The sequence below is a fragment of the Mariniflexile fucanivorans genome (assembly GCF_004341235.1).
Taxonomy (GTDB): domain Bacteria; phylum Bacteroidota; class Bacteroidia; order Flavobacteriales; family Flavobacteriaceae; genus Mariniflexile; species Mariniflexile fucanivorans.
In genome coordinates this window covers 436,085-450,890 of the sequence record NZ_SLUP01000001.1, presented here as the reverse complement: position 1 = coordinate 450,890, position 14,806 = coordinate 436,085, and the positions used below count along the sequence as shown (strand labels likewise).

Sequence of the window (14,806 nt, the reverse complement as noted above, 5' to 3'; positions counted from 1 at the left end):
AAGTCGAAAGGTTTTTAAAATTGGTTGGTATAGAGGTTTCGACTGCGCTCAACCTGACATGAAACTGAAAACTGAGACTGCGACTGAAGACTTTTTTTGACACGGATTTCACGGAGTTTCACGGATAAATGGTTTCGACTGCGCTCAACCTGACATACTTAAGTGAGAACTGAGACTGCGACTGAAGACTTAAGAGGTTTCGACTTCGCTCAACCTGACAAGAACTGAAAACTGAGACTGAGAACTGAGACTGCGACTGAAGACTTAAGAGGTTTCGACTTCGCTCAACCTGACAAGAACTGAAAACTGAGACTGAGACTGAACACTGTAAATAACCCCGCGTTAGCGATTGAACGGTTTGTTTGAGCTCGCCGACGCAGAAGGCAGCGAGTAGTGAAAGCGCGACCCGTAGGGGAACGCCCAAATGCTAATACTTTTTTTCTTTTTGGTTTTCACGCATTTTATCTAAATTCTCTTTGGTAAGCATATAATCCTTGACATCTTTATCTTTCCAGCGGTAGTATGAAAATAATGGAAAAACGATGAAAAATAAGCCCATAACTCCAAAACCAATGAGTTTTTGTGAATATTCGTTATCTAGAAAGTATCCTGCTAAAATACTTCCGAAAGCGGCTATAAGTAGTATGAGTATAAGGTATTTCATTTTTAGTTAGTCGAGTTTAGTAGATAATTAAAGGGTTATTTTGTGTGTTTTATTAATTGCCGTCTGTAGGCCGTAAGTAGTTTGGATTTAGATATATAGCCGTAATATTTGCCATGTTTGATAACGGGCAAATTCCACGCGCCACTATTTTTAAATTTATCCATTATAACATTCATGGAATCGCCTTCGTAACTAATAATATCGGCATCGGCGTGCATTAAGCTAGAAACGTCAATTTTATCGTATAGGTCTGTTTTAAACATAATATGCCGGATATCGTCTAAGAGTACGACGCCCATAAATTCTCGATTTTCATTAACTACCGGAAAATGATTACGGGACGATTTGGCAACGGCATTTTCCAGCAGATCTTTTAATTTCATATCTGGGGAGAGTTCGATAAAATTAGTTTCAATCACTTTATCAATGTTTAAAACCATGAGTACATTTTGGTCTTTATCGTGTGTTAAGAGTTCGCCTCGTTCAGCCAGTTTCATAGTATATATTGAGTGCGACACGTAATATTTTGTAATGGCAAATGAAATAGCGGCAACAATCATAAGTGGTACAAAGAGTTCATGGCCACTTGTAATTTCAGCTATAAGAAAAATGGCAGTGAGTGGTGCATGGAGCACGCCTGCCATTAAACCTGTCATGCCTAAAAGTGTAAAATTAGCTTCGGGAACCGATAAATTTAAGCCAATATTATTAACTATTTTAGCAAATACATTGCCTAAAACACTGCCCATAATAAGTGTTGGGATAAAAATACCGCCAACGCCTCCAGCTCCAAAGGTGGTAGTCATGGCAACTGCCTTGAAAACAGCGATGCCTAAAAGCAAACCAATAACAACCCAAATGTTGGTTAAATCGAAATTGAAAGGCATTTTGCCAATGGCCGCTATATGGTCGCCTTTTAAAAGGTTGTTCATAATACCGTAACCCTCACCGTAAAGTGGTGGAATAAAATAAAGCATGGTACCAATGGCTAATCCGCCAATTAATAGGCGCACCGCACGACTTTCAAATTGTTTAAAAAAGTTGGTAATGGCAAAAAATACTTTTGAAAAATATACAGAGGTTATAGCAGTTACAATGCCTAAAAGAATATACAGTGGTATATCTTTAAAATTAAAATTATCAGTTAAATCGACGTGCAGCAACACATCGGTTCCTAAAAACAAATAGGAGGTAATTACTGCGGATATGGATGCCAGCAATAAGGGGACCAACGATGTGAAAGCAATATCTAAACTAAAAATTTCTACAGCAAAAACAACCGCTGCGATGGGGGCTTTAAACATGGAAGCCATAGCGCCCGCAGAAGCACAACCAATTAAAAGCAAACGGGTTTTGGTACTCATGTGAAAAAACTGTGCGGTGTTAGATCCCAAAGCGGCCCCGACACTCACCGCGGGTCCTTGTAAACCAACCGATCCACCGAACCCTGCCGTTAAGGGTGCTGTAATTAATGCAGCGTAAATATTATATCTTGGAAGAATGCCATTTAATTTTGATAATCCGTATAAAGTGGTTGAAATACCATGACCAATATGTTTTTTAAGCCAAGTTTGTTTTATGATATAAACCAATGCCAAACCAATCATCGGGAATATAAAATAAAGCGTGTTTTGATAGTTTTTTAAGAAGTCTAATTCTAATAACGATCGAATATAATGGGTTAAGTTTTTAAGAACAACGGTTCCCATACCCGCAAAAACCCCAACCAATACGCTAAGAATGTAAATAAATTGGCGCTCTGAAATATGTTTATATTTCCAGATTAAGAATTGGCGCAACAGTTTTTTTGAGTTAATTGGCATTTTATAAAAATACTAAATAAATCTGCGATAAAGTGTATTCGTTTTGACGATTTAAATGAAGGCCAAATTTGACTTTATGTGTTGCCTTGCAAGGTTATTAATTGACGCCTATAAGCGGTTAATAGTTTCGATTTTGAAATAAATCCGAAGTATTTTCCATCTTTAATTACCGGCAAGTTCCATGCACTACTATCCTGAAATTTTTGCATGATTTCGGTCATTTTGTCTTTATCAAAGTCAATAATTTCAGGTGCTGGTTGCATAATATCGTGTGCTACCACATCGCCATATAAATCTTGATCGAACATAATAGGTCTTAAATCGTCTAAAAGTATAACGCCTACTAACTCTTGAGTTTTAGATTTTACAACAGGAAAAATATTACGGTTTGATTTGATAACAGCTGTATGTACAATTTCTCCCAAATTCATATTCGATGTGATGGTTACAAAATTGGTTTCAATCACTTTATCTATATCCATTAAAGTTAGTACTGCATGGTCTTTGTCGTGAGTAATTAAGTCGCCTTTTCTTGCAAGTTGCATATTATAAACAGAATGCGGACTAAAATATTTAGTTAAACCGTATGCTATAGTGGCGGTGAGCATTAAAGGAATAATAAGTTCGTAACCACTCGTTAATTCTGCAATTAAGAAAATAGCCGTTAAAGGCGCATGTAAAACCCCCGCTAATAAACCTGCCATACCAACTAAGGAGAAATTACTTTCGGAAACTGGGGCGTTAAATAAGCCGCAGTTATTAATTATTTTAGCTATGCAATTGCCCATGATGCTACCCATAAAAAGTGTAGGAGCAAAAATACCGCCCACACCGCCAGCACCAAAGGTTAATGAACTCGCTATGATTTTAAAAAACACCAGGCCAGACAGCAGCAATATAACAATCCAAATATTTGTTAAATCCATTTGCATGACATTTTGTTCTAAAGCTATTTCAACATTACCTGCAATTAAATTATTAATAACATCAAACCCTTCACCATAAAGTGGCGGAATAAAGTAAATAAGAACACCTAAGCCTATTCCGCCAATAATCAGGCGTTTTATGGGGGAGTTAAAGGTATCAAATAGTGTATGGATTTTATGGTAAACCTGCGTGAAATAAATAGAAGTAATAGCGGCAAAAACACCAAGAACCATGTAAAAAGGAGTGTCTGAGATTACAAATTTATCTTCAATTTTAAAAGGCAATAGAATATCATCTCCAAAGAAAAAATAAGATGTTAAAATCGCCGAAAGTGACGCTAATAAAAGAGGAAGCATAGAGGCGATTGTTAAATCTAAACTAAACACTTCTATAGCAAAAATAATAGCTGCAATAGGAGCTTTAAAAATAGAGCTCATGGCACCAGCTGCGGCACAACCAATTAATAAATTTCGAGTGGTTTGGTTCATATGAAACATTCTCGAAATATTGGAACCTATCGCAGCACCTGTTGCCACCGTAGGACCTTCTAGTCCAACAGAACCACCAAAACCAACTGTAATGGGTGCCGTTAAAATAGAACCAAACATTTGGTATCTTCTCATGATACCTTTTCGCTTGGAAATGGCGAAAAGGGTGGAAGGAATCCCATGACTCACTTTGTTTCTAATAATATATTTAATAATTAAATAAACAAGTGTAAGCCCAAGAATAGGAAATAAAAAGTAAAAAGCATGGTGGTAATACTTAATTAATTTGCCTTCTAATAGGTGCTGAAAAAAGTGCGTTAAGTTTTTTAAAACAACAGCTCCCACACCTGAGGTGAAACCAATTATTATACTAAGGATATAAACAAATTGTCTGTGAGAAATATGTTTTGCCCTCCAGATGAGTAATTGTTTTAAAATGGTTTGTTTTGGCATGATTAGATTTACTAAAAAATCCTGCTTTACGCAGGATTAATTTTTAAGATTTTAAATTAAGTTTTAGGCTTAGTTCTGTTAATTGTGCATCGTCAATAGCGGCAGGTGCATCAATCATCACATCGCGTCCTGAGTTATTTTTTGGGAATGCGATAAAATCGCGAATGGTTTCTTGTCCGCCAAGAATTGCAACTAATCTATCCAACCCAAATGCTAAACCACCGTGTGGTGGTGCACCATATTGAAAGGCATCCATTAAAAAGCCAAATTGTGCTTTTGCTTGTTCAGGAGTAAACCCTAAGTAATCGAACATTAAGGCTTGGGTTTCTTTATCGTGAATACGTATAGAACCACCACCAATTTCGTTTCCGTTCATTACCAAATCGTAGGCGTTGGCTTTTACGTCACCAGGATTTGTTTTTAATAATTCCAACTGTCCTGGTTTTGGTGATGTGAACGGGTGATGCATGGCGTGGTAACGTTCGGTGTCTTCATCCCATTCCAATAACGGGAAATCCATAACCCAAAGCGGTGCAAATTCCTTAGGATTTCTTAGTCCTAAACGCTCTGCAAATTCCATACGTAATGCACTTAATTGGGTACGTACTTTATTTTTATCGCCTGAGAGCACACAAATTAAATCGCCTGCTTTTGCGCCAGTAACTTCTGCCCATTTTGCTAAATCACCTTCATCATAAAATTTATCTACGGAAGATTTATAAGTACCATCGTCGTTACAACGACAATAAACCATTCCTAAAGCACCAATTTGTGGGCGCTTAACCCAATCGATTAATTGATCAATTTCTTTTCTAGTATAAGCGTTTCCGCCAGGAACTGCAATACCAACAACTAATTCGGCAGAATTAAAAACGCCAAAATCTTTATGTTGGGCAACTTCATTAAGTTCTCCAAACTGCATACCAAAACGGATGTCTGGTTTGTCGTTTCCGTATAAACGCATGGCATCGTCATAAAGCATTCTTGGGAATTTTTCAATGTCAACACCATTCACTTCTTTTAGTAAATGACGTGTCAACCCTTCAAACGCATTTAAAATATCTTCCTGCTCAATAAACGCCATTTCACAATCTATTTGTGTGAATTCGGGCTGTCTATCGGCACGTAAATCTTCATCTCTAAAACATTTCACAATTTGGAAATATTTATCCATGCCACCAACCATCAATAGTTGTTTGAAGGTTTGAGGCGATTGTGGTAGGGCATAAAACTGACCCGCATTCATACGTGATGGCACTACAAAATCGCGTGCGCCTTCTGGAGTCGATTTTATTAAATAAGGCGTTTCAACTTCAATAAAACCTTCTTTAGAAAGATAATTTCTAACCTCTTGTGTTACTTTATGTCTAAAAATCAAGCTATTTTTTACTGGATTTCTACGAATATCCAGGTAACGGTATTTCATTCTTAACTCTTCACCACCATCGGTTTTATCTTCAATAGTGAAAGGTGGCAATAATGCTTCATTTAAAATAGTTAGTTCTGAAACTAATATTTCAATGTCGCCAGTTGGCATATTTGGGTTTTTGGAAGCGCGTTCAATAACAGTTCCTTTTACTTGAATTACGAACTCACGCCCTAAGTTTTGTGCTTGTAAAAGCATCTCTTTAGAGCTGCGTTCTTCATCAAAAACAAGTTGGGTGATGCCGTAACGATCGCGTAAATCGACCCAAACAATAAAACCTTTATCTCTAGATTTTTGTACCCACCCAGCAAGTGTTACTTCTTTATTAATATGCGATGCGTTTAATTCACCACAATTATGACTTCTATACATAGTTAAAAATTGAAGTGCAAATTTAATGAAATACCACAGAGTAGAAATGTTTTGGTATTCTTTTTTAAAGCTGCATTAATTTAATTAAATGGATTGATTACTTTGATTTGTTTTTTTTAAATAAAAATTAAAATCCAACCGATGCATCATCGCCTCTGTGGTCGGCACCGCCTTCTAGTTTTCCATCATCTAAAACAAGAATTCCATCCACTTTTCCTATTACTGGAGAGTCTGTTTCATTTATAAAATAGCCTAAAGCTTTAAGTTTGTCTATCGTGCTTTTATTAAAAGAGTTTGGTTCCATTCTAATTTCATCTGGCAACCATTGATGATGAAACCGAGGGGCATCTACCGCTTGTTGCATAGTCATGTTAAATTCATAAACATTTAGAATCGTTTGTAAAACTGAAGTGATAATGGTAGAACCTCCAGGCGTACCAACAGACATAAATAATTTTCCGTTTTTTTCAATAATAGTAGGTGTCATGGAACTTAGCATACGTTTTTCTGGGGCGATACTATTGGCTTCCGACCCTATTAAACCAAACATATTTGGTGTTCCAGGTTTGCTGCTAAAATCATCCATTTCATTATTTAAAAAGAAACCAAGTTCAGAACAATATAATTTAGATCCATAGGCGCCATTTAAGGTTGTTGTTGCTGAAATAGTATTGCCAAAAGAATCGACAATAGAATAATGTGTGGTTTCATCACTTTCAATTATGTCCACAGTTCCATAGTTGATGTCTTTAGAGGCTGTAGCTTTTGAAAATGAAAAATTGTTCATCCTTTCTTTTAAATAGGGTGTGCTTATTAATGTTTGGACAGGAATTTGAACAAAATCTGGATCTCCTAAAAAATGGCTCCTATCAGCATAAGCACGTCTTTCAGCTTCTGTGATAACTTGAATGGTTTCAATAGCATTATGCCCATAATTATTTAGGTTATAAGGTTCAATCATTTTTAAAATTTGCGCTAAACAAATACCTCCACTTGATGGAGGAGACATGGATATAATTTTTAAATCTTTATAATTAAAGGTGATGGGTGTTCGCCATTTTGGTTCGTATTTTATCAAATCTTCTTCTGTAATTATACTACCATTATCTTGTAAAAAATTCACTAAAATTTTGGCGGTTTCACCTTTATAAAACTCGTCTTTACCATTTAATAATATGCGTTTTAGGGTATTTGCTAAAGGCAAGTTTTTTATGGTGTCGTTTTTTTGCCATTTTTTTTCGAATAAAATTGAAGCTTTATTTACTTGTCTAAAATAAGATTGATATGCTGCCATTCTTTTTTCTTGTTTTTCTGTAACAATAAAACCTTTGGTAGCTAATTCAATAATAGGGTTTAATACATTTTTTATTGGTAATAATCCAAATTTTTCATGAACTTCAAACATTCCTGCTATGGTACCAGGTACACCCACAGACAAGCCGCCAAGTGTACTTTTATTAGGAATAATATGCCCGTTTTCATCTAAATACATGTTTTTAGTTGCAGCTAGTGGTGCTTTTTCTCTATAATCTAAACTGCCTACATCGCCATTTTCCATTCTGTAAACCATAAAACCACCCCCGCCCAAATTACCTGCGTATGGATAAACAACAGCCAAGGCTAACTCCGTAGCGACCATAGCGTCAAAAGCATTTCCGCCATTTTTAAGTATTTCAGCACCAATGTTAGAGGCTTCCATGCGTGCAGATACAACCATGGCATTTTCTGTAACTAAACCTCTGGAATATTGGGGTTTTGTAATTGGAATTTTAGATTCCTTACAAGAATTTAATATTAATAGGAGTACTATTATTTTAAATATGAAATTTGTGTTTTTAATCATAATCAATTAAACAGGTTAGTTTTTGATAAATATGAAAAGAGGCTGTCTGAAAAGTGTATTATATTTACTTTGTCAGGTTGAGCTTGTCGAAACCGATATTCATTATCAATAAGTTAAAATATTTCGACAGGCTCAATATGACACAGAATTACACTTTTCAGACAGCCTCTTTGTTATAAAATAAAAGTTATTTTACTTACCTAAAGGAAGCATCTCTTCTTTAGCAAAACGAATTTTAGCACGATTTACTAAATAGAACATAGCTGGAACTACCACTAAGGTTAAGAAAGTGGCAAAAATTAAACCGAAAATAACGGTCCATGCTAAAGGACCCCAGAAAATAACGTTGTCACCACCTACATAAATATTAGGATTAAACTCTGTAAACAGTTTAAAGAAGTCGATGTTTAAACCAACTGCCAATGGAATTAAACCTAAAACAGTCGTGATAGCTGTTAATAAAACAGGACGTAAACGCGATTTACCACCAGCAATAATGATATCAAAATACATTTGTTTGGTTAAATACTGGTCGTTGTCAACGTTTAAGTCTTCTTTTTTACGATCAATTAGAATTTGGGTATAATCAATAAGTACGATAGCATTATTAACAACAATACCCGCAAGAGAAATAATTCCCATCATGGTCATAATAACCACAAAATCCATTTGAAAAATAACCAAACCTAAAAACACGCCTGCTAAACTTAATATAACGGCACTTAAAATAATAATGGGCTTAGAAATGGAATTAAACTGAGCTACCAATATTAACAAAATACCACCAAGCGCAAATAATAAGGCTTTTAATAAAAAAGCTTGATTTTCGGCTTGTTTTTCTTGTTCTCCGGTAAATTTATAGGTAACGGCTTCAGGCATATCGTACCCTTTTAAATCTTGTTTAAGCTCGGTAACAATATCAGTCGCATTATAACCTCCTAATACGTTGGAATAAAGCGTAATAACTCGTTTTAAGTTTTTACGTTTTATAACGTTAAAGGACTCGATATTAGTAACTTCAACTAAAGGCGATATAGGGATTTGCAGCAATACACCTTTGTTGTTTCTAAACGTGATGGGTTGATTTAAAATGGCATTTTCATTATATCTGTATTCGTCATTAAAACGCACATTTATAGGGTAGTCATCATCAGCATCTTTAAAAGTTGAAGCCTCTTGACCAAAAATAGAGCGTCGAATGGTATTACCAATTTGAGCTGTTTTAATACCCAATTGACCTGCTTTTTGGCGGTTGATGTGTAAATTTAATTCTGGTTTAGATTTATTAACATCCACTTTTAATTCCTCGATACCACCAACGCCAATTTCTTCAATGTGAGCTCTTAATTTTTGAGCTTCGGCAAGCATTTGGTCGTAATCTTCACCAATGATTTCAATGTTGATAGGATAGCCACTAGGCGGACCTGCAGCATCTTTTTCAACTACAACCGAAGCCCCTGGAAAACCTCTTACGGCATCTCGAACTTCATCTAAAACCGTACTACTTTTAATGCCTTTACGTAATTGAAAATCGCGCATAGACAAGGTTACCTTCGCGCGATGTGGCATATCGCTTTGGTTACCACCATCGGTTTGTGGGTTGCCAGAACCCTTCCCAACTTGTGAAATTGCCGATTCTACCATAAAATTAGTGCCATCGGCATCTATATATTTTTCGATGGCTTTATAAACTCGATTTTCAATTTTTTTTGTGAGTTCGTTTGTTTTTTCAATAGAAGTTCCTTCAGGATATTCTATATAGGTAATAATTTGATTAGGTTCGTTTTCAGGAAAAAACAAGACATTGGGTTTTACTATTCCTGTTAAAATAAAAGAGAAAATAAGTAAAACGAACGTTCCAATTAAAACATAATACGCCCGCTTCCCTTTAATGAATCTACTTAAAGTAACTTCATAAAGATCTTCTAATTGTTTAAGCAATTTGTATTGAAAATAATCGATCGCTCCTTTAAGAAAGTATTTATAAACCCATAATAAAATAGCCGATAAAATAGCAAGGTTTCCAAAGCCTGTTAATGCACCAGAGCCGATAGAAAGACCTGAGATTAATAGTAAAGCACCAACAAAAAACAGAATTAAACTCCAACGAATTAATTTGCGTTTACTTAAGGATTCTTCTTCTACTTTCATGTAACGCGATGTAAGCATTGCATTAATTAATAAGGCGACAAACAATGATGAAAATAGTACAACTGAAAGCGTAATTGGAAAATAAATCATGAATTTACCAATAGTTCCTGGCCATAGACCAAGCGGAAAAAACGCTGCTAATGTGGTAGCCGTAGATGCTATAATAGGCCATGCGATTTCTCCCATACCTTGTTTTGCTGCTTTTAGTCTTGGCATGCCCTGGGACATGAGGGAATAAACGTTTTCTACCACCACAATACCGTTGTCAACCAGCATCCCTAAGCCCATAACCAAACCGAATAAAATCATGGTATTCATGGTGTAACCTAAGGAACTTAATATGATAAGCGACATAAGCATGGAAAGCGGAATAGCAAATCCAACAAAAACGGCGTTTCTAAAACCTAAAAAGAACATAAGCACACCAACCACCAGAATAACACCAAAAATGATGTTGTTTACCAAATCGTTTACTTGGTTTTCGGTTTTAATAGATTGGTCGTTTGAGGTGGAAATTGTAAGACCATCAGGTAAATAGGTTTCTTTTTCGTGCTTTATAATTTGTTTGATTTCCTCGACCGCTTCAATCATGTTTTTGCCAGAACGCTTTTTGATGTCGAGCATCACTACAGGTTCACCATATTCACGGGCGTATGTGGTAGCATCTTGTTCCTTAAATTTGACTTCGGCTATATCTTTTAAGAAAATATTACCACCATCGTGCTTTACTATAATGTTTCCTAATTCATAAGGGTCGTCAAACTCGCCAATAATTCGAATGTTTTTTTGGAAGTTGTTATTTATTAAATTTCCTCCAGAAATGGTTTTGTTTTCGTAGTTAATGGCGTCAATAATATCATCAAAACTCACCATGGCTGCCGTCATTTTGTAAATATCTACAGCAACTTCCACTTCTTTATCATCAACACCACGCAGGGTTGCTTCCTTAACTTGCGAGAGTAATTCAATTTTATCTTGCAAATGTTCAGCATAATCTTTTAATTCTTCTGTTGAAAAATTACCGGTAAGACTAATATTTAAAATAGGCATTTCTTCTGAAATGTTCAAATCGAACGCATTAGGCTCTACCTTGGCCCCATTACTTAATGTAGGCCATGTAACGTTTGCTTTTACTTGATCTATTTTGTCTTTAACACGTTGTTTGGCTTCGGCGATGCTTATATTCTCGTCAAACTCAACCAAAATAGTTGAATAATCTTGTAAAGTTTGTGATGTAATTTCTCGAACATCGCTTATGTTTTTAAACTCTTCTTCAAGCGGTTCGGTTACAAACTTTTCTATATCTTCTGCCGAGTTTCCTGGGTTTACGGTGCTAACATAAATTTTAGTTTCAATAATTTCAGGAAACGTTTCTCTGGGCATGCTTAAATAGGACATACTACCACCAACCAGTAAAATAGCGATGATAACGAAAACAGTCATTTTGTTATCGATAGCCCAAGAAGATAGCTTAAATTCTTTATAAGTGTTTTTTATGCTACTCATTGCTTGTGTTTTTAGTGCTTACTTCTTGTCCGTCACGCAATGTACGTGCGCCTTCATTTATAATAATATCGTTTGCTTTTAGGCCTTCTAAAACTTCTACCATACCATTTTGCTCTTTACCTGTTTTTATGGTGATGCGTTTTGCGGTACCTTCAGAATCAGATTTTGGCTCGTATATAAAAACTAAAGATTCGTTGTTACCATTTTTTTGGATGACGTTGTTTGGAACTAAAATGCTTTTTTCTGATGTGTAATCATTCAGTTTTACGGTCGCAATTAAGTTAGGTTTCAAAAAAGCATCTTTATTAGGTAAGGCGACTTGAATACTAAAACTTCTGTTATCAGGATTAATAAAGTTTGAAACTTGACGTATTTTTCCTTGGTAAGTTTTGTTAAGAGAAGGAAAGGCAACCAATACTTCAGAACCTATTGTAATTTTACCTAAGTAAGTTTCTGGCACATCTGCTTTTACATACATGTCATCTAAGTTTACAATGCGCATTAATGGATTTTGCCCAGGATTTACAGCACTACCTTGGTCGGTAATTACTTGGTCAATAGTACCGCTAAAAGGTGCTCTTACAGTGGTTTTTCCTAATTGCGATTGTAATTGGTCGGATGCATTTTTTGAAGCCTCGTAATTTGTTTTGGCTTGTAAGTACTGAATTTCACTACCTATTTTTTGCTCCCATAAACGTGCTTGACGCTCAAACGTAGTTTTTGCTAATGCCGTTTGTGCTTGTACTTGTGCTACTTGACTTGAAAGACCGCCATCATCAATTTTTGCTAATACCTGACCTTTAGATACTTTTTGACCTTCTTTTACATAAACCTGAGTTAAAATACCAGAAAATTGTGGATAAATAACAATATTTTGGTTGGTTTCAACGTCACCTTGTATTTCAGCATAATGCTTAAAAATGGTGTCATTTAAGGTAATGGTTGTTACAATGGCAGCGTGTTTTGTGTCGTCTAAGGTGTTTATTTTGCTTTCCAACAAAGCAATTTGCTTTTTAAGTTCAGATTGTTGTTGGCTTAATTCTTGTTTTTTTGTGCGTAATTCTTGTAGAGAACCTTTTTCAATTAAGGTTTCGACCGATTTTTCTTTATCGCCTCCGCAAGAGACTAAAAGAACAGTTACGATTAATAAAGAATATATATGTTTCATTTTTAATGGAGTTATATGATTATTAGTTTATGAGTTTATGAGTTTATATGATTATGGGTTTATGGGTTTATGAGTTTATGAGTTTATGAGTTTATGGGTTTATTTGTTTTTTGATTAAGTTGAGATTTATGCAAACCATCTAGCATTGCTGTTATTTCTGTGATGTTTTCTCGAATTTGAGTATAATTTTCGTTCGAAATATATTCAAGGTCGTTTGATAAAATAAGTTGATTTAACAATTCTAAAGCAGAACCAAAGGCAATTTCTGTAAATCGTGCTTTATCTTTATTGGTGTGTCTTCCAGAGCCTTCCGCTATATTCGATGCAATGGAAATAGCACATCTTCTCATTTGACTTGTTAAACCGTATCGCTCGTCATCTGGAAACAACTTTGTTGTTTTATATATTGAAACAGACAAGGCTCTTGATTTTTGCCATACGGTTAATTTTTCGAAAGAGAATTGCTTCATTTTTTTATTTAGTTTATGGGTTTATGAGTTTATGGGTTTATGGGTTTATGGGTTTATGGGTTTATGAGTTTATAAGTTTATTTGTTTATGGGTTTATTTGTTTGAGTACTCATAAGCTCATAACCATTTATAACCTCATAACCATTTATAACCTCATAAACCTTTTCTATAATCTAATCAACTTCATTCAATATCGTTTCCAATTCAGCTTTTTTATTTATTACGTCCAGCATGGCTTGTAAAAATTCTTGTTGTGCCGTGTATAATTGGGTTTGTGCTTGTCTTAAATCGAAACTGGAAGCAATACCCTCAAAAAATTTGGTTTGGTTTTTTTTCTCGATGCGTTCTGCAAGGTTTAGATTTTGCTTTTTGTTGTCGTAATCTTCAATAGCAAATTGGTAATCGCTTTTTGCAGACGCCGTTTGAAGTTGTAGTTTTTGTTCGGTTTCAATTAAATCATCTTGTGCTTTTTCTAAGTTAATTTGTGCACGTTGTGTGGCAGCACTTCTACCTAAAGAACTAAAAATAGGAATGTTCATGGTAACGCCAAGTAGGGAAGAGCCAAACCATTTTTGGTCTTTACTTGTAAATTCGAAATCATCACCATAACCACTGTAGCCACCATTTATAAAGGCGTTCAAGGTTGGTAAAGCTTTACTTTTTTCAAGTTTAAGTAAAAGCTCTTTGGCTCTTTTATCATTTTCGGCTATTTGATAATCAATGGAATTATCTAAATCTAAGTCAGAGTCAACCAATTCTAAAGATATATTTTGCACGGTTAAACTTTCAAGGCTATCTGTTAAAACGGTATCGCTATAAACATCCAAACCTAAAGTGATGTTTAACATTTGGTATGCTAACGTTTTTAAGCGGGTGGTATTACTTAATGAGCTGCTTACCCCAGATAGTGTTATTTGAAGTTGTTCAACACTTTCTTCTTCTTCCAAGCCATTTTCAAACATTTTTGATAAATCGTATAGGTTTTTTTCAAGAATGGTTTTGTTTTTTTCAAGAATGGCAACACTTTCTTCGGCTAATAATACGTTTCCGTAGGCGTTAATAATGGCTTTTCTAACTTCTAAGTCGGTTTTGGTTTTGGCATTTTTTGAAATTTCCAGAAACACTTTAGCAGATTGTAAGCCAACAAGATAGGAGCCGTCAAATATTTTTTGACTTAAAGTAGCGAATGCTGTCATGTTTTGTTTGGTGCCAAAAGTAAGTTCTGCAAACTCTCCTGGGTTTCCATCAAAAAATTCGGCAGGAATTAAAGATATTTGTTGTTTTAAAAAGTTTTGATAACCAACTTCAGCTGATATTTGTGGTAAACCCGTTGATGTGGTTTCCCATTTCTGTTGTTTTGCCGCTTCAATATCTCGTGCGGCATTTTTTGCAGTTCGGTTGTTTTGCAAGGCGTAGTTTATAGCTTCCTGTAACGAGAAACTTGGTGTGTTTTCTTGTGAAAACATAGCTATAGAAAGTGATAAACTAAATAAAAGTATTAGTTTGTGTTTCATT

9 protein-coding genes are annotated in these 14,806 nt (G+C 35.2%); all 9 read right to left on the bottom strand.

What is annotated here, in order from left to right:
* Positions 1 to 427: 427 nt before the first annotated feature.
* The 9 genes from EV196_RS02010 to EV196_RS01970 all read right to left on the bottom strand — a co-directional run bounded on the left by EV196_RS02010 (position 428) and on the right by EV196_RS01970 (position 14,805).
* A complete protein-coding gene (locus tag EV196_RS02010; RefSeq protein ID WP_132214366.1) occupies positions 428 to 664 on the bottom strand; it encodes a hypothetical protein in 237 nt (78 codons plus the stop codon).
* Between the two features lie 35 nt (positions 665 to 699).
* Entirely contained in the window at positions 700 to 2,487 is a 1,788-nt protein-coding gene (locus tag EV196_RS02005) for a chloride channel protein (protein ID WP_132214364.1), read from the bottom strand.
* Between the two features lie 74 nt (positions 2,488 to 2,561).
* Entirely contained in the window at positions 2,562 to 4,355 is a 1,794-nt protein-coding gene (locus EV196_RS02000; RefSeq protein ID WP_132214362.1) for a chloride channel protein, read from the bottom strand.
* A 43-nt stretch (positions 4,356 to 4,398) separates the two neighbouring features.
* Entirely contained in the window at positions 4,399 to 6,153 is a 1,755-nt protein-coding gene (aspS, locus tag EV196_RS01995) for an aspartate--tRNA ligase (RefSeq protein WP_132214360.1), read from the bottom strand.
* Between the two features lie 127 nt (positions 6,154 to 6,280).
* Complete coding sequence (ggt, locus tag EV196_RS01990) at positions 6,281 to 7,996, bottom strand: gamma-glutamyltransferase (RefSeq protein WP_132214358.1); 1,716 nt, start codon at positions 7,994 to 7,996, stop codon at positions 6,281 to 6,283.
* Positions 7,997 to 8,188: 192 nt separating this feature from the next.
* On the bottom strand, positions 8,189 to 11,653 hold the full coding sequence (locus tag EV196_RS01985) for an efflux RND transporter permease subunit (RefSeq protein WP_132214356.1): 3,465 nt from the start codon (positions 11,651 to 11,653) through the stop codon (positions 8,189 to 8,191).
* Positions 11,646 to 12,821, bottom strand: a complete 1,176-nt coding sequence (locus EV196_RS01980) for an efflux RND transporter periplasmic adaptor subunit (protein WP_132214354.1) — start codon at positions 12,819 to 12,821, stop codon at positions 11,646 to 11,648. The genes EV196_RS01985 and EV196_RS01980 overlap by 8 nt, the downstream gene beginning before the upstream one ends.
* 83 nt (positions 12,822 to 12,904) lie before the next feature.
* Complete coding sequence (locus EV196_RS01975) at positions 12,905 to 13,291, bottom strand: four helix bundle protein (RefSeq protein WP_132214352.1); 387 nt, start codon at positions 13,289 to 13,291, stop codon at positions 12,905 to 12,907.
* Between the two features lie 173 nt (positions 13,292 to 13,464).
* Positions 13,465 to 14,805, bottom strand: coding sequence for a TolC family protein (locus EV196_RS01970; RefSeq protein WP_132214350.1), 1,341 nt, complete (start codon positions 14,803 to 14,805; stop codon positions 13,465 to 13,467).
* Position 14,806: the final 1 nt, after the last annotated feature.

Coding starts and splice junctions, on each gene's coding strand:
- EV196_RS02010 (WP_132214366.1), bottom strand. CDS start 664: ATGAAATACCTTATACTCATACTACTTATAGCCGCTTTCGGAAGTATT.
- EV196_RS02005 (WP_132214364.1), bottom strand. CDS start 2,487: ATGCCAATTAACTCAAAAAAACTGTTGCGCCAATTCTTAATCTGGAAA.
- EV196_RS02000 (WP_132214362.1), bottom strand. CDS start 4,355: ATGCCAAAACAAACCATTTTAAAACAATTACTCATCTGGAGGGCAAAA.
- aspS (WP_132214360.1), bottom strand. CDS start 6,153: ATGTATAGAAGTCATAATTGTGGTGAATTAAACGCATCGCATATTAAT.
- ggt (WP_132214358.1), bottom strand. CDS start 7,996: ATGATTAAAAACACAAATTTCATATTTAAAATAATAGTACTCCTATTA.
- EV196_RS01985 (WP_132214356.1), bottom strand. CDS start 11,653: ATGAGTAGCATAAAAAACACTTATAAAGAATTTAAGCTATCTTCTTGG.
- EV196_RS01980 (WP_132214354.1), bottom strand. CDS start 12,821: ATGAAACATATATATTCTTTATTAATCGTAACTGTTCTTTTAGTCTCT.
- EV196_RS01975 (WP_132214352.1), bottom strand. CDS start 13,291: ATGAAGCAATTCTCTTTCGAAAAATTAACCGTATGGCAAAAATCAAGA.
- EV196_RS01970 (WP_132214350.1), bottom strand. CDS start 14,805: ATGAAACACAAACTAATACTTTTATTTAGTTTATCACTTTCTATAGCT.